The sequence below is a fragment of the Schaalia sp. lx-100 genome, assembly GCF_021083625.1.
GTDB lineage: Bacteria > Actinomycetota > Actinomycetes > Actinomycetales > Actinomycetaceae > Pauljensenia.
In genome coordinates, this window is the sequence record NZ_JAJNRP010000008.1 from 123,580 (window position 1) to 144,729 (window position 21,150).

Sequence of the window (21,150 nt, forward strand, 5' to 3'; positions counted from 1 at the left end):
TTACTCTGCTACTTCGCGCGGCATATGTACGGGCAATGACTCTAAACGCGCACGTGGTTTGTCATCGCGGACAACAACTATGCGGTCAATAAACTTTTCAATCTCTGCCATTTGCGCGGGAACATTCACAGCAGGACCAAGTATGTCAATACGCGCAAACCATCGAGGCCCTTCACATCCAATGATACGCATATGTGATTGCGCACTACCACCATCGGGCATCTGTGAGGGAACTACTGTCCGTAACTCCGTACCATAACGGCCTTCAGACTCAGTAGCTTGTGCTCCTTCGGCCTGAAATGCCTCAATGATCTGTTGGCGTATTTCCTGCCACACGCCCCCTGATCGAGGAGCCGCCGCAACACTGATCTGAAGCCCTGAATTTCCCAAGAACACCAAAACCCTCAGGATAGTGTCTGTACCTTCAATAGCTTGAGACTGAATTTGCATACCTGGGACAACGGGAAGCTGTAAAGATCCCATATCAACATAACCCACAGAAAAATCCACTTCATTCTTACTGCGTGGTCCTGGTTGGTTCCAGATAGGATCCTCGTCTAGTACAGTGGGCCGATGAAATTCATCAGCAGCATCATTGTGGAATTCTGATTCTTGCGCTTTTTTCTTGCGCGAAAAAAACATCACAATGCCTCAGATAGCACATTCGGTGCATACCGGCTGACCTGAATCATCGGTGTATGCAAGCTGAGAAGTGTGGTGCACAAGGAAACACTGAGAGCACGTAAATTCATTTTCTTGGCGCGGCACCACATGGACTGTCAGTTCTTCTTTCGAGAGATCAGCACCAGGCAATTCAAAATTTTCCGCCGCTTCATTCTCATCTTCATCCACATTTGCCGAACCCACATCATTGCGACGCGACTTCAGTTCCTCAATGGAATCCTCAGCGACCTCGTCCTCATTTTTTCGTGGAGCATCGTAATCGGTAGCCATACCTGTAGTCCTTCCCGTCAGCACGAAACAGCATATGCTCGTGGGTCGTGTAGCGCAGGAAAGATACCATATTTTTAAGCGAACAGAAAATCCGTACCTTATTTTGATAAAAAGTAACACTCATTTACGCCATTTTTTAGTCTCAGCGCAGGCGATCATCGACACGCTCAGCTCAAATACCCTACTATCTGTCTTTTTCTGAAAGAATCTGTGGGAATAGTCTGTGGGAGGTATCCAATTGATTGAGCTGGACCTACTCGGCGTGGGAGCAGATGGTCAGACACTTGTCTTTACCGACGCCCAAGGAGAACGCTACAGCGTTCCGATCACTGATGAGCTGCGTGGATCCGTACGTCGAGATCGTCCGCATCTGGAAGCAATTCCCTCCCCCAGTTCATCCCCGTTACGTCCTAAAGACATTCAGGCCCTTTTACGAGCAGGGGCGACAGCTCAAGATATCGCCCACGAACACGGGCTTGAAATTCAGCAAGTCCTGCGCTATGAGGGACCTGTGCGAGCCGAGCAAGAGTACGCGCTCACACGTGCGCGGCAATCCCGTATCGGTAATGAAGCGGACTCCCCCATCATGGGAGAACTTGTTGTTGACAGGCTAGCTGCCCGAGGCGTGGATGCACATTCACTGGTATGGAGTGCCCGCCGCGAAAATCAAGCTCCCTGGCAGATTTGTCTCACATTCATACAAGGTGCCAGCGAACATGGTGCGCACTGGACACTTACCTCATCTGGCACTGTTGAAGCAATAGACCAAGAAGCACAGTGGCTCACAGAAACTGTCACCCAAACACCTTCATCATCAATTTTTACACCGCTGACACCGGATACATCACGTAGCACTGAGGACTTGCGTACTGAAGATCTACGCGCACGTGATAACCTCATCGATCAACTAAATGCAGCACGCGGAAAACGCCAACCTATCGAATTTGAATCAGATGACGACGAGTTGATTCAAACCGATACTTTTGATGAGCCGACACCTGTTCCTCACTCACAGGAATCATCCATTTCTGCGCAAATTTACTCTTTAACAAATGCTCGTTCCGCACCGCCAGAGCACAAGCCTGAGGACTCCTCCACGCAACCTGAACAGGTGGATTCACCTGTAACGCTGACACATACTGAAGCTGAGCCTTCCCTTGATGCACCAATAGATGATCTTTTGCCCGGAATGGAAACTTTAAACGTAAATATGCCTTCCGCGGAAACTCCAAAGAAAAAATCAAAACGCCGTTCAGTTCCCTCATGGGATGAAATCGTTTTCGGGTCTAAAAACTCATAAACACAGCCACTTTTCACGTTCAGTGTCTTGATTGGCTCATTCAGTTTTTCTGTGTGAAGTATTTGTGCGCATAGCAGGAACGTGAATACTAAAAATCTTTTTTCTAGGCTCTTTCATGCTAAACGAATGACTGGAATATGCATCTCCGCAGATGTTAAGGACCCATGCACTCCCATCAGATTTCTTGCTTGCTCATTTTGTGTACGCGAATCCACGATGCCACCTCTGCCTCGTGAAAAAACAACAAAATCACCTACCTGGTCTTTACCGGGGCCTTCCCCTATAAGATCAGTGATATTTTCGGCAGGAACAATCCATGCGCGCTCTCCCAAGAATTCAGACCAACGCTCGTATGTTTCTCGCTGCGTTCCTGATTGGCAATGCACATGAACAGCTCGTGTTTCCCCAGCAACAATCCGTACAGATTCACTCAAAGCCGCAATCATTGAGCAATCAATCAGATTCTTTTGATCGACATTAACCATGCCATGATCGGCTGTGAGCAACGCGCACGTATCTGAAGGAATCTGACGCAAAAGATCCGACAGACCCGCATCAAAATCTTCTAAAGCATGTGCCCACTCATATGAGTGAATCCCTTTTTTATGTCCCACATGGTCGATGTCTGACCAATACAAATAAACGACAGGAGTACCCGCACGCAGTTCTCGGACTGCTTCACTACAACGCTGTGCCCACGTAGAAGCCGGCACATGACGTGCTCCGCGTAAAGCAGCCCGTGAAAGACCTGAACCGGAAAAAGTAGCCGGAGTAATAACGACACTGTGGCATTCGTGCTCAGCGAGACGAGAAAAATATGGTGTAACGGGCTGCCAAATGGAAGGGTCGATTCCTTCACGGAAAGCAAGCAGATTCATTACTTCATCATCAACAGCCACAGAATATCCGGTCATGCGAGTACGCCCCGGCTTTTCCCCTGTCGTGAAAGCTGTGATAGCCGCAGCAGTGGTCGACGGAATAACAGTGTGTGCCTTATATGTTGATGAACGTAGCGAACGTAACGTCGGCGCATGACCATAGTGAGTGCTCAGGGCCTCATAACCTAAACCATCCACCATAATCAGTAAAATACGTTGCGCCTTATCGCATCCAATACGGGCCGCAATATCCGGTAAAGCACCCGGTAAGTTTGGGTCGAGCGCAGCAATTGCAGCTCCAAAAATCTCTGTCAGTTGCAGGTCATTTTCACACGGAATACAAGCATCCTCATACTGTGAAGGCAAGTTCAAGGCAGGTACTTCCCCTATTTTGGCGGATTCAACCGTATCGAACGTGGCACTTTGTTTTTGCGAGTTTTCCTTTGCCAATGACCTATTTGCCATATGAGTCACTGTATTCGTCTCCTCCTGCTTTGTCGCCGCACAACGCGAAATGACACGTTACCTGTTATTTTGCTTCCGTGCGAGAACTAAAGCTATCTGGTCAGCAAAAGTTTGAGCATTTTCAAGGGCTTGCGGGCCATCAGCGGCCTCAGATACACGAATCCTGAGTTCTTCTTTTGTTAAAGCTCCAGAAAAACCATGTTCACCTAAGCAGGGTGAATCTGCACACCGAGTAGGCGCTATGTCAATGTATTGGCTTTGCCCTCCCTCAAAAGAAAGAATGATCTCTGTTGCGCCTTCACCATGGTAAGGACGTTCGATGACTTCACTTATTTTCATATGTGTTAAAGAATCCAACGCATACACAACTGTAGAAACACGTGCTATACCTTCATCATATTCATGAACATGTAAGTGAACAAAAACCGTGTCGCTCAATGCCATGACGCTCAACTGACGGAAAAGCTTACCTTCATGAAAATCAGTATCAAGCTGGTGGACCAGTGCTCGCGCCTCTGCTCCGCCTAATGCCCGCTCTAAAGCACGGCTCACAATTTCAGGAAAGAATCCCCAACTCTCAATATGTTTTCGTGTATTCATCCCTCACATTGTGTCCGTAACCGGCGTGGGAATCGAAGCAGAATACCTCAACATGTGGACAATTAATTTATGCGTACACAAGAACAGCCTTTACCGCTTGAGAACGACGCGAATATCCGCGAGATTGATGTCTCTGACGAGATGCGCACAAGCTTCCTTGAGTACGCCGTATCTGTTATTCATGCCCGCGCTTTACCTGATGCCCGTGACGGACTGAAACCTGTCCAACGACGCATCCTTTTCCAAATGGACCAAATGGGTCTGCGCCCCGACAAAGGACATGTGAAATCACAACGTGTCGTTGGTGAAGTCATGGGTAAACTCCATCCGCATGGTGACTCAGCTATTTACGATGCCCTTGTACGTTTAGCACAGCCTTTCAACCTGCGTGTTCCCCTTGTCGATGGTCATGGGAATTTTGGTTCTCTTGACGATGGTCCCGCTGCTGCACGTTACACAGAGGCCCGCCTTGCCGGAGCAGCGATGGATTTAGTAACAGATCTAGATGAAGATACCGTTGATTTTGTCCCAAATTATGATAACCAATTCATGCAGCCAGAGGTTCTTCCCGCTGCTTTTCCTCAGCTTTTAGTCAATGGTGCTTCCGGTATTGCTGTCGGCATGGCAACAAATATTGCTCCCCATAACCTCGCAGAAACAATCGCTGCTGTATGTCATCTGCTCGCGCATCCTGAAGCCACAACTGAGGACCTTATGCGCTTCATTCCAGGCCCTGATTTACCTGAAGGAGGAGTCATCGTCGGCCTTGAAGGGATAAAAGAGGCCTATGAAACAGGGCGCGGTACTTTCCGTACACGAGCAAAAGTCACTATTGAACGTGTCAGCGCACGACGCACTGGTCTTGTGGTAACAGAACTGCCCTACATGGTTGGACCCGAAAAAGTCATTGAAAAAATTAAAGAAAATGTGTCTTCAGGACGATTAAAAGGTATTTCAGCTGTCCGTAATCTGACAGATCGTATCCACGGGCTGCGACTTGTCATTGAAATTAAAAACGGCTTTAATCCTGAAGCTGTCCTACAACAGCTCTATCAGCGCACACCTTTGGAGGATTCTTTCGCAGTGAATGCGGTTGCCTTAGTTCAAGGACAGCCACGCACGTTAAGTCTGAAAGAAATGCTCAGCGTTTTTCTGGATCACCGTCTCACTGTGACCCGCAGACGCTGTGAATTTCGTTTATCAAAGAATCGTGACCGTCTGCACCTTGTTGAGGGGCTCCTTGTCGCTGTCCTTGATATTGATGACGTTATTGCAATTATTCGTTCCTCAGATAACGCAGAACTTGCTCGTACCCGTTTAATGACGGCATTTGATCTTTCAGAAACTCAAGCACATCATATTCTTGAACTGCGTTTACGCCGCCTCACAAAGTTTTCTCGTTTAGAACTTGAAAGTGAACGTGATGAACTCAATGCTCGTATCGCTGAGCTGGAAGAAATCTTAGGCTCGCAAGACTTACTCAATGAGTGTGTGAGTACTGAATTACGCGAGGTCGCCGCACGTTTAGGTACTCCACGTCGTACTTTGCTTTTAACGAGTGCAGGTGGCGAGGGTATTTCTGCGGCAACAGATGCAACATTGGCAGCTGCTTTACCTGCTACCGGACGAGGTGCACGCGGTTTAGCTTTAGAAATTGCCGATGAGCCCTGCACTGTTGTTTTATCGGCTTCGGGGGGCCTTGCCCGCATTGAAGGCAATGACCCTATTGAAGTGGGTCCGCGAGCCAGTCATGATGGTTGGCGCTCTCAGATTCCATCTTCGGTTCGATCGCAGGTCGCAGTTGTAACCGCTGATGGTATTGCACACCGTATTGATGTTGTTGATTTACCTGCTCTGCCCCGTTTTGACACAGGTTTGTCTTTAGCGGCAGCAACTCCTGCTTCACTGCTTGTTCACAGTGACCATCCTGCCGTTGGTTTATTTGATCCTGAAAGTAACGCAATTATTGCCATGGGAACAGCCCGCGGAACAGTTAAACGTTTGAAACCTGATGTTTTACAACGCGACGAATGGGAAGTTATTTCTTTAGATGAGGGTGACTATCTTGTAGGTTTTGATATCTGTACTGATACTGATGACCTTGTTTTTATTACCTCTGACGCGCAATTATTACGCACTCCCGCTGCGAAAGTGCGCCCTCAGGGACGCACTGCATCTGGAATGGCTGGCATGAAAATATCAGACTCAGCGCTTGCTCTTGGTTTTTGGGTGGTTTCTGCTCCTGATGAAGCTGTAGTTGTAACAGTTGCGGCAGCTGAAGGTGCTTTACCTGGTACGGGACAAACTACTGTGAAAGTTACGCCTTTTTCTGTTTTCCCTGCGAAAGGTCGAGGTTCCCAAGGCGTACGTGCGCATCGTTTTTTGCGCGGCGAAGACCGTTTAGATATCGCTTGGGCAGGATCGCATTATGCGCGTGCAGCCAGCGCAGATGGCTCCCCTGTTGAGCTTCCTGCACAGGATGAACGACGTGATGCCTCGGGGACTCCCTTAACTTTTGCAATTTCCACTATCGGATAGCTCCGCCTACTGTCCTGTTAATTGACGCATGAAAAAAGATGAGCTTATAAGCTCATTTCTCGGAGGGATGCTGACCAGTCTTTCTCTTTATTGTTGTGCGTATAAGAATACAAGCCACGTACAGGATATTTATGTTTTTATATTTCAATGGCGTATAGACGCGATTGCCCGACTGTGCGAAAACCCAGGTAGTCATATACAGCCAGAGCACCTGAATGATTTGCTGATCCGATACCCACGCCTATGCGTTCCATACCATTTGCAGCCTGAGCCCGCATAGAAGCGACAACTAATCCCTCCAGCACATGTGAATGACGATATTCTTGATCTACGCACATCTGATCAATATATCCTTCACGCCATCCCAATGCGATCCAGTCCTGCACATAACGTGAGGCCATGAGGAAACCTGCCATACGCGGACGGTCACCCCGACGATCTAAAGCAACAAATGACCATTCAGGAACAAAACCTGTACGCCCCATCAGCCATTGTTTTGAGGTCAAGGGTGGACGGCCCCACTCTTGTTCAGAAATACGATTAGCTGTTATACGAGCGGGTTCTTCCCACTGTTCAGCCCACGGTTCGATACTGAGCCACGGGCCAAGATCAGATGTATGTGGAATACTATTCAAGTTCGCACGTAGTTCATAGTAGGTGCGTGCCCAGTGGAATCCTCGTTGTTGTAAGTGTTGTTCGTGGTCTTCTTGTCCGGCTTCCACCACAGCCACAATTTGAGCAGAACCCACCCCATCATTTTCAGCAAGTAAAGTTCGCGCAGTCAGTTCCTGCCATTCCACAAGGGATCCTCCTAAACCGATAGAGCGGAAAGAAGGGTCCACACCACCTTGGCATACACATTCAAGATGACCCGGATTACGTAGGGTCACCTGAGCAAAAGCAACCATACGTCCTTTTGCCATGCCTTTTGTCGCAAATCCAGCAACTCCACGCCACAGTACAGTTGAATTCAGCATCTCAGCGACTTCTTCCGTGGATGTACGGAAAGGAGGATTGTCACGCGCTTCAATACGAGCAAATAAGTTAGCTAATAAGTACACATGTGAAGCTGTCAATTCATGCCATTCAACCCCGTGATGTGAAGGTGGGAATGGCACTGTTTCCGGTGCTCCTGCTCGCACAGACAGCGGAGGTAGGCCCGTCGATGACGCTTCTGACATATGTTCCTTTCTCATAGCTTAGATAGCGTGAATCATTTTAATAATGACACTGATACTAGCAGTCAATGGAGTAAAGAACTTCCGCACGATCATCTACGAATCCTAAGCGTTCATACATTTCGTGCGCGTGATTTGCTGATTTTGTATCAACGTCTAAACCAATACGTGATACCCCTGTACGAGCGGCTGAAGCAATTGCTACATTCAATAGTTGCGTTGCTAAATGGTGGCCTCTGTGTTCTCTGCGTACTCCAAGCAATTCAACATATGCTTCTGGGCGGCCTGTAGCTACCCAGCTTTCGGCAGGTCGTCCCACTAAACAGTAGGCAACGATTTCTCCCGATTTATCTGTGAGGACACTTGACCAACGATCATCTACTGTGGACATTGCTTCATTCCACCATCGTCCGCGAAGCGGTGTGCCATAGTGATCGAGGAATACTTCCATATGCGCGCCACGCACAATACGACGATCAACCTGATCCCATTTACGTAGCGTGTATTCAGAACTGATATGAGGAGCTTCCTCTGATCCTTCAAGTTCACGGTACATGACTTGGAAACTACGTTTTGCTGAAAAACCTGCTGCAATACACAGGCGACGACGATCGGTCATATGTGAATCAACAAAGTTCACAATTGAGGCGGGCCGAGTGCAGTCTGCCCCAAAGGTATCAACGAGCATTTGGCGGGCACGACCGTCCTGCCAGTACAGTAAGGAACGGCCTATTCCCCGTCCTCGCCACTGCGGATCAACTACTGCTTCGATATTGGCCATGGCGCTTTCTTGAACATCGCGCATAACACGAACGCTGGCAAAAGCAGCTATTTTCCTATCGGGGTCAAGTCCAACAATCGTGTCGATCACGTCACGTCCACGGGGACCTTCAAGCATATCTGCAATTTCCATTGCAGAGGTACGATAAATAGCTTGATCTATTGCTTCTGTACGCACGCATAAGTCGTAAATTCCCGGCGCATCTGAGGCAATCAAGGGCCTCCAGCGTAGACCAAGATGGGCACCGGGATAAGGTACAGAAACCGGTGCATTAATCCGGTCAGCAAGCCCTTTCATAAATTCTTTCCTAGCATGTATATACGACTCAAGTCCTATGTCTACTTTACGAAAAATGACACTTTAATGAAATATCAGGGAAACGCTCCCAATATATGGCACTCACAGCGCATTGTCGAAAAGAAAGATCCTAAGCATCAATGCGTGTACGATCAAGATGCGCAGCTTCATCTACGATGAAATCTTTACGCGGCCCCACAACTGAACCCATAAGTAATTCAAATGTGTCCTCAGCCTGTCTGAGGGCTTCTTCATCTGCCAGCGTGATGCGACGCAACGAACGATGGGTACGATCCATTGTGGTTTCAGCAAGCTGATCTGCGTCCATTTCGCCTAAGCCTTTGTAACGTTGGATAGGTTCTTTCCATGTGCGCCCAGATTTACGTAATGCAGCGAGCTGTCGATGCAATTCATCTTCTGAGTAGGTGTAGATAAGTTCACGAGCTTTACGCCCTTTAGCCATGACCTCAATCCGATGCAAAGGTGGTACCGCAGCATATACACGACCGGCTTCCACCATGGGCCTCATATAGCGGAAAAATAATGTGAGAAGCAATGTGCGAATATGCGCACCGTCCACATCTGCATCCGTCATAAGAATAACTTTGCCGTAACGTGCTTGCATCAGGTCAAATGTGCGTCCAGAGCCTGCACCAATCACTTGAATGATATTGGCACATTCAGCATTGGCAAGCATGTCCGCAGTTGAAGCTTTTTGCACATTCAGTATTTTTCCTCGTATGGGGAAAAGAGCCTGAAATTGGCTATTTCGAGCTGCTTTTGCTGTTCCAAGTGCAGAGTCACCTTCTACAATAAAAAGTTCTGTGTGTTCTACATCTTCCATACGGCAATCAGCAAGTTTTGCCGGTAAAGAGGAAGTTTCTAATGCATTTTTTCGTCGAGAAATTTCTTTATGAATACGTGCAGATACACGCGCTTTCATTTCACCGACAATTTTTTCAAGAAGCAGTTGTGTTTGCTGTTTGTCGTCGCGTTTAGTGGAAGCAAATTTTTTGTCAAGCCATTCGGTGACAATTCGTGAAAGAAGTGTACGTATCTGAGGTGTCCCGAGAACTTCCTTTGTTTGTCCTTCAAACTGAGGTTCAGGGAAACGCACAGTGACCACTGCTGTCATACCGGCTTGAACATCCTCTTTTTCTGGACGACCATCTTTCGCATTCACTTTGAGTTTGCGTGCAGATTTATCAACATAAGAACGCAAAACTTTCAAAATTGCTTGTTCAAAACCTGCAACGTGTGTACCGCCTTTCGGAGTAGCAATGATATTGACGAAAGATTGAATATGCGTGTCATACCCAATTCCCCAACGTACAGCGCAGTCCACTTCACATACACGCTCAATTTCCTTAGCTTTGAGGTGTCCAGTATCGGAATCAAGTACCTGTACTGTTTCTGTAAAAGTACCTTGACCGGTAATGTGCCACGTATCAGTTACAGGCCCATCAGAAGCTAACCAATCCGCGAAATCAACGACTCCTCCATCGAAACGGAAAGTTTCATGGAGGATTTCAGATCCTCGCTCGTCCCAACAGTTAATGGTTAGTCCGGGGACAAGGAAAGCTGTTTGACGTGCCCGTGACAGTAGGTTTTCCCACGAAAATCCCTCAGTCGAAGGAAATATTTGAAAATCTGCCCAAAAGCGGACACGCGTTCCGGTGACGTTTTTCTTTACTTTTCCTACAGTTTTTAATGCAGATGAGTCTGTAAAAGGCGTAAAAGGAGAATTCGGCGTACGACTACGAGAATCATCAAATTCACCTGGTTCGCCTCGACGAAAGCACATACGATGGGTTTTGCCTGATCGATCAACTTCAACATCAACGCGCGCTGATAAGGCGTTTACTACTGATGCGCCTACACCATGTAAACCGCCGGATGCAGCATATGAGCCACTACCAAATTTTCCACCAGCATGGAGTTTTGTGTACACGACTTCTACACCTGAAAGCCCTATTCCTGGTACATCGTCAACAGGAATACCACGGCCATTATCTGACACGGAGGCTGAATGATCCGGATGCAAACGGATATCAATTTCGGTGCAATGACCTTCGAGTGCCTCATCAACAGAATTGTCAATAATTTCCCACAAGCAGTGCATAAGGCCACGATGATCTGTTGATCCAATGTACATGCCGGGACGTTTGCGGACGGCTTCCAACCCTTCAAGGACAGAAAGATGCCGTGCACTATAGTCAGATGAAGCTGAAGAAGTCACTAGGTCATCTTAAAGAAGAAGCACTTCATTTGCTGTCTGCCCCGCCGCTTGCCCTCGTCTTCACGAAAGTGAAGGTATTTTTCCCTATATTTCTATACTTAACTTCGCTTGTGGCGAACTTCAGTGGACAAACGCGCATTTTTAGTCGAGTCATGGTGGGATGGAGTCATGGAAACAACATCTACTCTTGACCACAACACACGCACAACACCTGTCCTTACTGCGGCAGACCGTTGTGACTTGTGTGGTGCGCGGGCGTGGGTGCGTGCCACTATGAAAAATGGTTCTCTTTTATTCTGCGCACACCATGTACGTGGTCATGTGGATGCTTTGCGGGAAAAAGCTATAGAACTCATTGATGAACGGTATATTCTTTTCAGCGAAGAAGGCTCTGTCACTCCGCTTATGTAAATTTGGTTTTCGGTGTCCATCGGCGCATTATCTCTATTAGAGTAGTGTTGTATACGCATACGGTACATAAAAGGAGTCACCAATGAGTATGCCTCCAACGGCATTGGAATCCACTCAATTTCCTGCGCTTTCACAAGAACGTATTATTCAACTTTTTAAGCAAAAGAATTGGCGTTACTACATCGATAATGAAGGCGACCTCGGCGGCATGTGGGAGGACAATACTTTCCATTTCATGTTACGTGGCGAAAAAAAAGAAATTCTTGTGGTTTCAGGTCGTTGGCATAACAACTGCCCTTTTGAAAAACTGGAACAAATTCGTGAGCTCATTATCAATTGGCATCGCGGGAAACTGTGGCCCAAATGCTATCACCGTATTGATGACGAAGGCCGTATTCGCTTATACACTGAAGTTTCTGTTGATTATGAGCACGGACTCACCGATAAGCAACTAGAGCAGCATATTGACTGCGCTCTGGGAACTTCCGGTCAATTTTTCTCAATGCTCGATGAAGAATTGGTTTCCTGAAGTACCTTAAGCCTTTGCCCACGAAGAAAGGACTGACGATGGGTTTCTTTTCCCGCTTACTGGGTCACGATCATGAGGATGATCCTGATCCTTCAAGTACTCACGATGCTACTGTTCCTGATCCTTCAAGCACTCACGATGCTACTGTTCCTGCTACTCAGGCTCCTACCAGTGAACTCCTGCCAACGCCCACACTTGAGCCAATCTCTCAAGAACGCCTTATCACACTTTTTGACAAAGAAGAATGGCACTATGAGATTGATGCTGATGGTGATTTAGGAGGCCGTTGGGATAACGGTATTTTCTATTTTCTTTTCGCCGGCAACGAAAAAGAAATTCTCCACATCAGTTCCCGTATGCGTGAAGAAATCCCTGAAGAATGTGCAGATGATTTCAAGGTCTTTATTGAAGACTGGAATCGTGACAAAATCTGGCCAAAAGCTTATTACGTCTACACTGACGGCGGCCAATTGCATCTCCACGCTGAAGTAAATGTCGATTATGAGCAGGGTGCAAGTGATTCTCAGATCATGCAGCATATTCATTGTGCCCTTGGAACTACATTGAGCTTGTATTCAGCAACTATGGAACGTTTTAACATCCCCTCTTTGGATACAGAGGAAAACGACAAGTAGCTAAATCACGACAGTCCTTTCACAATAGGTAGGCTCTTTGGGAGCCTACCTATTTTCATATATTCACACCTTCAAGGCTCATCCATTTATTTATCACAGCGTCAAAGGCTTATCGATACAAAAGTGGCTCGGTGAAAAGAATTTCACCGAGCCAGTCATCACATGAAAGCTCCCAAAAGAGCCATCACGTGTCAGTCAAGGTAATCACGTAACACTTGGGAACGTGACGGGTGACGTAGCTTCGACATTGTCTTTGATTCAATTTGACGAATACGTTCACGAGTAACGCCATAGACTTTACCGATCTCATCTAATGTCTTTGGTTGGCCATCACCTAAACCAAAACGCATAGACACAACGCCGGCTTCACGTTCAGATAACGTATCCAAAACACGATGAAGCTGTTCTTGAAGCAACGTGAAAGAAACAGCATCAGCAGGAACGATTGCCTCTGAATCTTCAATGAGGTCACCGAATTCTGAATCGCCATCTTCACCAAGTGGAGTATGCAAAGAAATAGGTTCACGCCCATATTTTTGGACTTCGACAACCTTTTCTGCTGTCATATCTAATTCTTTTGCGAGTTCTTCGGGGGTAGGTTCACGCCCAAGATCTTGTAGCATCTGACGTTGCACACGAGCCAGTTTGTTAATGACTTCAACCATATGCACAGGAATACGAATGGTTCGTGCCTGATCCGCCATTGCACGTGTAATCGCTTGACGAATCCACCATGTTGCATAGGTGGAGAATTTATAGCCCTTCGTGTAATCGAATTTTTCAACCGCACGAATAAGGCCTAAATTTCCTTCCTGAATCAAATCAAGAAATTGCATACCGCGACCGGTATAGCGTTTAGCTAACGAAACCACCAGACGTAAGTTAGCTTCGAGCAAATGATTCTTTGCCTGCTGACCATCTTGAGCAAGGAAGTGCAATTCTCGTCGTTCTTTCGAGGACATTTCATCAGAGAAATTCTTCAAACGGTACTCAGCATAAAGCCCCGCCTCAATGCGACGAGCAAGATCAACTTCCTGTTCCGCGTTGAGCAGCGAAACTTTACCAATCTGTTTGAGGTAGTCCTTAACAGGGTCAGCTGTGGCCCCAGCAACCGTTACCTGTTGAACGGGTTCATCCGTATCATCCGAATCCGAGACGACAAAACCGCCCTTTACTTGGATACCTTCGGATGTACGTTCACGTAGCTGAGCACCCTCACGCGTTGCGTTATCAGCATCTGAATCAGAGTCTTCATCCTCTTCGTCGTCAGTGTCGAGATCTGAATCATCAACGTCAATATCTTCATCAGTGATATCAATATCGACATCCTCAACGTGCACATCAATTTCGTCAGCATCAAGGGCAATATCATCCTGAACATCAACTTCTTGTGTTTCATCAGGAGTAGTAGCTTCTTGAGCTGCAGAAGTCTTTGCTTCAGAAGACTTCTTGCGCGCCGAAGACGACTTTTTTCGTGAAGTCACTGTGGTTTGAGAATCTTGTTCAGTAAGCTCATCAGTACTGGCAGTTTCAGCCTTTACTTTCTTCGTAGCCTTTTTCTTTGCAGAAGTCGCCTGAGTCGTAGCTTTTTTTGTCGACTTTGCAGCAGAAGCCTTACGAACGGGAGCAGATCCAGCCTTATCAGACGTACTCGAAGCAGCAGCAGCGGCCTTGGTTGTGCTCACACGGAACCCTTTCACGGCAGATAGGAAAAGCCAGCCGAAAAACACTTCCGACGGCGCGACGCATACCATTATAATCAACCTGACTCATTCTGCCTTTTGATAATCCTTCCTTGCGATGTGGGATCAGTCGCGGTATATGACTTTACGCAACTAAACTGCACCTATGACACCTCTGGGCGAACGCATTCCCCGACTGCGCACACTGATCGATACGTCAACGCACGAAGCACTCACACGCGCATTCCAACTATCACAGGTCAGTAACCACACGCAGGACCTACAAGATGCCGCTTACGCTCAAGTGGCATCTGGTAAACGATTCCGTGGAATCCTTGCCATGCTAGGCGCAGAATACATACGTCCTCACAGCACAGCTACGGTAAGCCTGGCAGCAGGACTTGAACTTTACCAAGCCAGTGCTTTAGCGCATGACGATTTAATTGACCATGCAGCAACTCGTCGCGCAAACCCTACCCCACATATACGATTCCGCGATATACATATCCAGAACACCTGGTCAGGAAATGCCGCAGACTTCGGTGCCGCCGCAGCTATTCTCCTTGGTGATTTCCTTTTTTCTGCCGCAGAAATCGCACTTTCCGATCAATGTGCTCTCCTAGCTGAACAGACAGCACAACGTCTCATGCAGCGCTACGCCATGATGCACGCACAAGTAGCTATCGGACAATATTTAGATATCCGTGCAGAACATCTCCCTTTGGATCCACAGGTGAGTGATGCCATTGTTTTATCGGATATTCTTCAGGTTGCACGTTACAAATCTGCTCTTTATTCGGTTGTTCATCCCTTTATCTTGGGTGCTATATCCGCCGAGGCCACAGAAGAACTGATAACTCAGCTAGAACACATTTTGCTACCCTGGGGTTTAGCTTTCCAACTACGTGACGACGACCTAGGAGTTTTCGGTGATCCCTGCCGCACAGGAAAACCCTCAGGAGACGACTTGCGCGAAGGAAAACGCACAGCTCTCCTTGCCCTCACATGGCACAAGGCCAGCTATAGTGAACGTAAACTTTTGTGCACCGTACTAGGAAATGCGGATGCAGATGATGACGCGCTTGCCCAAGCCGCACACATCATCGACATTCACGGACGAAAACCACATGAAGCACTCATCACTCAGCTTGTCGATGAAGGTCATGCACATATGGCTTCCCTACCACACGAAAGAAATGAGGATATCCTCAGCGGTATCGCACAGATACTCACCGAACGCAGTGCCTAATACACACAGCACGCTCATCCTCTTGCTTCAGGGCTACTCACAGGGCCAAGGCACTCGCAATCGCATTCACACGGTGATGCCGCCCTTCACGCAAAGCACTCATGGGTGTTTGCCCTAATTCATCATCCACGCGATACAACCATTCCAAAGACTCTTGAGGACTAAAACCGCCATCTGCAAGCAAAGTCAAAGTACCCGGCAAGTTATATAAAAGCTCCCACCCGTATTCGCCGAGTACAAGCATATCTGCCGGAATTGCTTGTTTTCCTGAAGTATCCTTCACACACAACACCAAGTGATCGCGAACGAACTGCTTAATTTTTCGCGCTTCTACGCCCAGACGACGAGCAGCCTCATCTACAGATAAAAACTCAATAGTTTCGCACATAGGACACAGCCTAATAGCTCAAAGATATTCCTGCCTGTGACCACACCGTCTTTTATTCAGCACACTGACACAAAACTCCCGTAGAATCCGACCGTGAGCACTACCGACGACACTCAACCGCCACGCGATGATAGGCAGATCTCTGATCCGCTTCTTGGTGTACTTGTTGATAATCGGTATCGTATTACTGCGCAACTTGCCCGCGGTGGAATGGCAACAGTCTATGTAGCTGATGACGAGCGTCTTGATCGTCCTGTTGCTCTAAAGATCATGCATCCACACCTTGCTGATCGTGAAGACTTTGTCGCCCGATTTCGGCGAGAAGCGCGCGCCGCAGCACGTATCGTTCACCCGGGTGTTGTCTCTGTTTTCGACCAAGGTGTCATTGGCTCACAAGGCTACCTTGCTATGGACCTCATTGATGGCCCTAATCTGCGTGTCCTTTTACAGTCACATGGGCCTGTCACTGTTGAACGTGCGCTGACAATGGCTCGTGAAATATTGGAGGCATTGGAGGCCGCGCACACAGTCGGTGTGATCCATCGTGATATCAAACCTGAAAATGTCCTCATCTGCGCACAAGGTCCTGTGCGACTCACCGATTTTGGTTTAGCGCGAGCTGTTTTTGAATCTTCACATTCCACCACCGGTTCTATGCTTGGAACTGTCGCATATGTTGCTCCTGAAGTTGTGACCCAGGGCCATACAGATGCGCGTACTGATTTTTACGCAGTGGGGATTTTGCTATACGAATTACTCACTGGCTTAGTCCCGTGGTGTGGTAAGACACCTATTCAGATGGCTATGCACCACGCTCAAGATGATGTTCCCGCTCCGTCGCAGATAGTCCCGTGGCTTCCAACTGATGTGGATGAACTTGTCGCATATTTGACCGCTCGTGATCCCGATTATCGGCCACCTCATGCCCGTGAAGCTATTGAAGCAATTAATCAGGTTCTTGCTGTGCTTCCACCGGAAATCGCAGGTCAACGTTTCCGTGAAGCCGGTACACAAAACAGTGATTTTGAAGCAAATACTTCCATCGTTGAACCTGTGACAATGACTGCCGCTTTACCATCTGGTCTTTTGGAGAATACTCATACAACGATTCGCACTTCCTCATCAGTTTCCGTTGATCTTTCAGCGGCTCATACGCCTCATCGTGGTCGTCGTATCGCCCTCATCCTCACTGTTATCCTGTCTGTTCTTGGAGTAGCTATTGCAGGCGGCTTATGGTGGTGGAATGAATACGGTCCGGGTGCTTATGTGGAAGTTCCTACTTTAGCTGGGTCCACCGCTGACAATGCTCAATCTGTTTTAGAAAACATGGGAATCGGTATTCTACGTGAGGACGAATTCTCTGATGATGTGATGTCAGGGTACGTGATTGATACGGATCCCTCGGCTGGCGGTCATGTCCATAAAAACGGTGAGGTACGTTTACGTATTTCTAAAGGTATTGATATGAAAGTCGTTCCGCCTTTAGAAGGTTTGTCGCATAAAGAAGCAATCAATGCCTTGATTGATGCAGGACTCAAAGCTGGTACCGTCAGCGAAGAATGGTCTGAAACAGTGAAAAAAGACTTGGTTGTTTCTCAATCTGCTACAGCAGGAACTTCCCTTGCGCATGATGGTACCGTTCATTTTGTTATCTCCAAAGGTCGTGAACCTATCACTGTCCCAACGCTCACCGGTTTGAGTGCGGATGAGGCAAAAGGATCTTTAACAGCACTCGGACTACTCCCGCAGGTAAATGAAGCTTTTTCTGACACAGTTGAAGAAGGAAAAGTCATTTCTCAAGATACTGAAAGCGGCACCACACAGTATCGTGGTGATACTGTCACCTACACCATTTCAAAAGGCCCTGAACTTATTGCTGTTCCTAATGTATTCGGTAAACAGGAAAAAGACGCAAAAGCATTATTGGAATCTGCGGGTTTCACTGTTGAGGTCAATCGTTTCCTTGGTGGGGTCTTTGGAACAGTTCGATCAACCGATCCTGCAGCTGGAACAATGGTACGCCGAGGTTCCGTTATCACCATGTCTGTTGTTTAGGAACGTAGGTGCATACTCACCGCCTGCTCACATTGTCACGTATCGGTCGTGCGCGTAGGTCAAACCCGTTGCTGACTATTTCTTTAATTTTGACATGTAGCCTTTATTTTCAGATCGAATGTGCACCTATTACAAAAGTAACCGGTGCGCTGTTCAATGCAGCACACCGGTATTAAAAATGAGTTCTCACCTTAAAAGCTCAGCCACTTGGAAAGCCATCTCTAATGATTGTTGGTGATTGAGACGTGGATCAACCAATGTTTCATAGCGATCTGCCAATGATTCATCATCAAGTTTTTCCGACCCCCCAATTACTTCCGTAACATCATCACCGGTCAGTTCAACATGAATACCACCCGGGACTGTTCCCACCTGCTCGTGAGCTTCAAAGAATCCACGTACCTCATTCATAATCGTTTCAAAACGACGAGTCTTGTATCCTGTAGATGAAGTAATTGTGTTTCCATGCATAGGATCCGTTGTCCACGTAACTGGGCGACCATCTGATGCTGCAGCTTGTAAAAGCGGTGGTAAGGCATCACGGATCTTATCAGCACCCATACGGGTGATAAAAGTTAAACGACCTTCCTCGCCGTCAGGATTGAGTTTTTCCATCAAGCCCAGCATTTGTGAAACGCTGGTCGTTGGGCCAAGTTTCACTCCGATAGGATTACGCACACGAGCAAGAAGCTCAATATGAGCGCTTTCGAGGTCACGTGTACGTTCCCCTACCCACAAAAAATGGCCAGAGGTATCGTAAGGTTCACCTGTACGCGAATCAATGCGTGTCATGGCTGATTCATATTCGAGGAGCAGTGCCTCATGTGAGGAGAATAAATCCACCTCACGCATTGCTTCGAAATCTGCGCCTGCTGCTTCCATAAATTTCACAGCGCGGTGGATTTCTGCTGCTAAAGACTCGTACTTTGAATATGCAGGATTTTGGGTAAATCCCCTATTCCAATGGTGAACGAGACGTAAATCTGCATAGCCACCTTTTGTAAAGGCGCGAATCAAATTTAGGGTTGAGGAAGCGTGATGGTACAGATCTAACAGACGTTTCGGGTCCGGTGTGCGCGCGTCTGCAGTAAATTCAAAAGAATTTACCGCATCTCCCCTATAGGAAGGTAAAGTCACACCATCACGAGTTTCCATATTCTGCGAACGCGGCTTCGCATATTGCCCAGCGATTCGTCCAATCTTCACCACAGGTAAAGAGGCTCCGTAGGTTAATACGACCGCCATCTGCAAGAGAGTCTGGATTTTAAGGCGCAAATGATCTGCCGTTGCCTCCGCAAATGTTTCCGCACAATCACCGCCTGTGAGGACAAAAGCTTCCCCTCGGCCTGCGGCTCCCATCCATGCACGCAAATCATCCACCTCACCTGCAAAAACAAGAGGCGGTTGACGGCGTAATGTGCTTGTCACATCTGTGACAGCATCCGCATCAGGATATGTCGGCTGTTGTAAGGCTTCACGGTCACGCCACGTATCCCAAGGAGGGGTACTCCCCGCGTCTGGAGCAGAAAGTTGTTCAGGCATGACTGTGCGTAGCAGGGCTAGGTTTTCCCTGCTACGCGCACTTCGTGGAATCGGTGGAACCGTCACTTTGATGCAGGAACGAGATCTTGACCGATGCGAGCCATCAAGTCCACAAACCATTGCTGAGTAATATCGAATGGTTTACCACCAGCAATACGTGGGAACGGGATAGCGCATAAACGGTCACCGTTTTCTTCATCATGACCGATAACACCAGCTTCACCACGTAAAGCACATTCGACAGCAAGATCAGTCATTGATTTGATGAGGCGCAAGTCATCTGCATTTGCACGTGAGGAACGTGAGAAGTAACCAGACTTTTGCACCATGACTTTTTCAGCACCAATACGGTCAGCAAATTGCTTAGCAAACCATTGACCTGGGTTAATGGTGTCGAGTTTGACGTGACCGAAGGGGTCACGCTGCACTTCAATACCTGCTTCTTCCATTTCAGCAATGATTTCAGGAACACCTGCACCTTCAGACAGGAAGATATTGACGTTGCCCTGCTCATCCATGATGGCGCGCAAACGTTCAGCTTCCTTATCAATATCAAATGACATTTCCGGTAGGAACACAGCATGGACGGACCAGCGTTCTTGTGACAGTCCAATAGAAGGTACCCATTCTTGAGTGTCAGTCCACTGTGTGTAACGCTGAGCAGCGGCGGCAGTTAACCAACCACAGTGACGTCCCATGACCTCATGGATGATGAGCATACGCGGGTTGGAACGATGTTCACCGATGATATTTTGAGCAAATTCTGAGGCTTCTTCGGCAGCAGTCCAAGCTCCTAAAGACTGGCGAATAGGCACCACGTCATTATCAATGGTCTTAGGCAAACCGACAACGGTCAGTTCGTAGTTATTGTCATGTAAGTATGCAGCAAGGTCTGCAGCTGTGGTGTTTGTATCGTCTCCACCAATTGTGTGCAGAACATCCACCCCGTCTTTACGAAGCTGTTCAGCTGCTTTTTCCAGCGGATTTTCGCCCTCGGCAACAAGTCCACGTTCAACGAGGTTCTTCGCATTGGTCAGTTTAACTCGGGAATTACCAATAGGTGATCCACCGAAGCGGTGCAAAATCGCGGCATGGGCGCGAGCTTGTTCGTCAACGACGACGAAATTACCAGTGAGTAGACCGTGATACCCATTCTGGTAGGCAATGATTTCAATAGAAGGATCAATCTCATTGTAGCGTTCAATGAGCCCGCCAACAGCGGATGAAAGACAGGGAGCGAAACCACCTGCAGTAAGTAGTGCAACACGACGAACCGTCATGGAATGGACACCTTTCAGCAAAGGCACGGACCGGCTGTCCGCGCTTATCATATGTGATTGTAGTCTGTGGAGTGCGGGGCTACAGAGGCGCTCAAGTCCTAGACAAATAAATATGATGCTACTCACCACGCATTGTATTCATCTTCTTT

General features: G+C 47.7%; 18 protein-coding genes. 7 read left to right on the forward strand and 11 right to left on the reverse strand.

Translation table 11 applies throughout. From position 1 onward, the window contains the following. The gene (locus LRP54_RS07265; protein ID WP_231235546.1) at positions 1 to 642 is read right to left on the reverse strand and encodes a DUF3710 domain-containing protein; all 642 of its coding nucleotides are present in this window, start codon (positions 640 to 642) and stop codon (positions 1 to 3) included. A gap of 9 nt (positions 643 to 651) precedes the next feature. Continuing rightward, the gene (locus tag LRP54_RS07270) at positions 652 to 954 is read right to left on the reverse strand and encodes a DUF4193 domain-containing protein (RefSeq protein WP_231205133.1); all 303 of its coding nucleotides are present in this window, start codon (positions 952 to 954) and stop codon (positions 652 to 654) included. Positions 955 to 1,192: 238 nt separating this feature from the next. On the opposite strand from LRP54_RS07270, the gene sepH reads away from it, so the two are divergent. Next, positions 1,193 to 2,254, forward strand: a complete 1,062-nt coding sequence (gene sepH / locus LRP54_RS07275) for a septation protein SepH (RefSeq protein ID WP_231235547.1) — start codon at positions 1,193 to 1,195, stop codon at positions 2,252 to 2,254. A gap of 113 nt (positions 2,255 to 2,367) precedes the next feature. Here the strand turns inward: sepH and LRP54_RS07280 are convergent, their stop codons facing one another. Both LRP54_RS07280 and LRP54_RS07285 read right to left on the reverse strand, forming a co-directional pair. Next, positions 2,368 to 3,597, reverse strand: coding sequence for an alkaline phosphatase family protein (locus tag LRP54_RS07280; protein WP_231235548.1), 1,230 nt, complete (start codon positions 3,595 to 3,597; stop codon positions 2,368 to 2,370). A 57-nt stretch (positions 3,598 to 3,654) separates the two neighbouring features. After that, complete coding sequence (locus LRP54_RS07285; protein WP_231235549.1) at positions 3,655 to 4,197, reverse strand: DUF5998 family protein; 543 nt, start codon at positions 4,195 to 4,197, stop codon at positions 3,655 to 3,657. Between the two features lie 69 nt (positions 4,198 to 4,266). Here LRP54_RS07285 and LRP54_RS07290 point away from each other — a divergent pair, with 69 nt between their 5' ends. After that, entirely contained in the window at positions 4,267 to 6,735 is a 2,469-nt protein-coding gene (locus LRP54_RS07290; RefSeq protein WP_231235551.1) for a DNA gyrase/topoisomerase IV subunit A, read from the forward strand. 137 nt (positions 6,736 to 6,872) lie between these two features. Here the strand turns inward: LRP54_RS07290 and LRP54_RS07295 are convergent, their stop codons facing one another. From LRP54_RS07295 to LRP54_RS07305, 3 genes are all read right to left on the reverse strand, one after another. Continuing rightward, positions 6,873 to 7,916 carry a GNAT family N-acetyltransferase gene (locus tag LRP54_RS07295; RefSeq protein ID WP_231205138.1) on the reverse strand — a complete coding sequence of 348 codons (1,044 nt, stop codon included), beginning with the start codon at positions 7,914 to 7,916 and terminating at the stop codon, positions 6,873 to 6,875. Between the two features lie 55 nt (positions 7,917 to 7,971). After that, a complete protein-coding gene (locus LRP54_RS07300) occupies positions 7,972 to 8,991 on the reverse strand; it encodes a GNAT family N-acetyltransferase (RefSeq protein ID WP_231205139.1) in 1,020 nt (339 codons plus the stop codon). A gap of 130 nt (positions 8,992 to 9,121) precedes the next feature. Continuing rightward, entirely contained in the window at positions 9,122 to 11,146 is a 2,025-nt protein-coding gene (locus LRP54_RS07305; protein ID WP_269212812.1) for a DNA topoisomerase IV subunit B, read from the reverse strand. A 252-nt stretch (positions 11,147 to 11,398) separates the two neighbouring features. Between LRP54_RS07305 and LRP54_RS07310 the strand changes: the two genes are divergently transcribed. The 3 genes from LRP54_RS07310 (at position 11,399) to LRP54_RS07320 (ending at position 12,805) form a co-directional block, all read left to right on the forward strand. Continuing rightward, entirely contained in the window at positions 11,399 to 11,641 is a 243-nt protein-coding gene (locus tag LRP54_RS07310; RefSeq protein ID WP_231205141.1) for a DUF7455 domain-containing protein, read from the forward strand. Between the two features lie 82 nt (positions 11,642 to 11,723). Then, positions 11,724 to 12,170 carry a YbjN domain-containing protein gene (locus LRP54_RS07315; protein WP_231205142.1) on the forward strand — a complete coding sequence of 149 codons (447 nt, stop codon included), beginning with the start codon at positions 11,724 to 11,726 and terminating at the stop codon, positions 12,168 to 12,170. 38 nt (positions 12,171 to 12,208) lie between these two features. Next, positions 12,209 to 12,805: a YbjN domain-containing protein gene (locus tag LRP54_RS07320; protein ID WP_231235553.1), complete on the forward strand. Its 597-nt coding sequence runs from the start codon at positions 12,209 to 12,211 to the stop codon at positions 12,803 to 12,805. 191 nt (positions 12,806 to 12,996) lie between these two features. On the opposite strand, the gene LRP54_RS07325 is transcribed toward LRP54_RS07320, so the two are convergent. After that, entirely contained in the window at positions 12,997 to 14,490 is a 1,494-nt protein-coding gene (locus tag LRP54_RS07325; protein ID WP_442984643.1) for an RNA polymerase sigma factor, read from the reverse strand. A gap of 163 nt (positions 14,491 to 14,653) precedes the next feature. Here LRP54_RS07325 and LRP54_RS07330 point away from each other — a divergent pair, with 163 nt between their 5' ends. After that, positions 14,654 to 15,736 (forward strand): polyprenyl synthetase family protein, encoded by a 1,083-nt coding sequence (locus LRP54_RS07330; RefSeq protein ID WP_231235555.1) that lies wholly within the window; start codon positions 14,654 to 14,656, stop codon positions 15,734 to 15,736. A gap of 37 nt (positions 15,737 to 15,773) precedes the next feature. Here the strand turns inward: LRP54_RS07330 and LRP54_RS07335 are convergent, their stop codons facing one another. Continuing rightward, entirely contained in the window at positions 15,774 to 16,124 is a 351-nt protein-coding gene (locus LRP54_RS07335) for an Rv2175c family DNA-binding protein (protein ID WP_231205146.1), read from the reverse strand. 93 nt (positions 16,125 to 16,217) lie between these two features. Between LRP54_RS07335 and pknB the strand changes: the two genes are divergently transcribed. Continuing rightward, a complete protein-coding gene (pknB, locus tag LRP54_RS07340; protein ID WP_231235557.1) occupies positions 16,218 to 18,179 on the forward strand; it encodes a Stk1 family PASTA domain-containing Ser/Thr kinase in 1,962 nt (653 codons plus the stop codon). 186 nt (positions 18,180 to 18,365) lie between these two features. On the opposite strand, the gene LRP54_RS07345 is transcribed toward pknB, so the two are convergent. Together LRP54_RS07345 and LRP54_RS07350 are read right to left on the reverse strand one after the other, a co-directional pair. Next, the gene (locus LRP54_RS07345) at positions 18,366 to 19,721 is read right to left on the reverse strand and encodes a class II 3-deoxy-7-phosphoheptulonate synthase (protein ID WP_231235558.1); all 1,356 of its coding nucleotides are present in this window, start codon (positions 19,719 to 19,721) and stop codon (positions 18,366 to 18,368) included. A gap of 62 nt (positions 19,722 to 19,783) precedes the next feature. After that, positions 19,784 to 21,001 carry a pyrophosphate--fructose-6-phosphate 1-phosphotransferase gene (locus LRP54_RS07350; RefSeq protein ID WP_231205149.1) on the reverse strand — a complete coding sequence of 406 codons (1,218 nt, stop codon included), beginning with the start codon at positions 20,999 to 21,001 and terminating at the stop codon, positions 19,784 to 19,786. Positions 21,002 to 21,150 lie beyond the last annotated feature (149 nt).